The sequence below is a fragment of the Thermoactinomyces sp. CICC 10735 genome (assembly GCF_016055175.1).
Classification (GTDB): domain Bacteria; phylum Bacillota; class Bacilli; order Thermoactinomycetales; family Thermoactinomycetaceae; genus Thermoactinomyces; species Thermoactinomyces vulgaris.
Window position 1 is genome coordinate 1 of sequence record NZ_JAECVT010000020.1, and the last position, 604, is coordinate 604.

1 protein-coding gene is annotated in these 604 nt (G+C 44.7%); it reads right to left on the bottom strand.

Annotated elements, in window-relative coordinates:
• Nucleotides 1-102: 102 nt before the first annotated feature.
• A complete protein-coding gene (locus I8U23_RS13345; protein ID WP_033102084.1) occupies nt 103-522 on the bottom strand; it encodes a disulfide oxidoreductase in 420 nt (139 codons plus the stop codon).
• Nucleotides 523-604: the final 82 nt, after the last annotated feature.

Consider the following 604-nt stretch of genomic DNA (forward strand, 5'->3'; position numbering starts at 1 on the left):
TTTGTTCATGGCACCGATCTGTCTCCTTTCTTATCCAGTTCACTACTAATGTATGTAGAAAATGGTTGGATGGTTGGACAGATGGTAACCCCCATCACCCAATTATTCGCTTTCTGTTCTGGCAAAGGAAAGAAACAGAGTAATCAGGATAAATGCGATGAGCGCCAAAAACGGAATCGTAATAAATCCAAGCCAGTTAATCCACTCCTGGGTGCAAGGGACTCCGACCTGACAGGAGGCCACTTTCGCCAGAGCCGGCACTTTTTGCTCCAGATAATGATACAGGGAAACACACCCACCGATGATGGTTAATGGCAAAACATATGGAATGATATTCCGGTCCGTGCGATAGGAGGCAATTCCCAGCAGAATCACCAGCGGGTACATAAAAATTCGTTGCACCCAGCACAATGTACAGGGGATGAAACCAAGCACTTCACTGAAGAAGAGGCTACCTCCGGTTGCCACAATCGCCACTATCCAAGCAAAATAAATACCGTACGTATTTAACAACCTCTTCATCTTTTTCCCACTCACTTTTGGTTCAGTTCATCGTTGATCAATTTTTTCAGGTCGTTGTAGTCAAAGGGATTTTCCACCATTT

Bases quoted from the DNA above. Each gene is read 5' to 3' on its own strand.
- I8U23_RS13345 (WP_033102084.1), bottom strand. From the start codon at position 522: ATGAAGAGGTTGTTAAATACGTACGGTATTTATTTTGCTTGGATAGTG.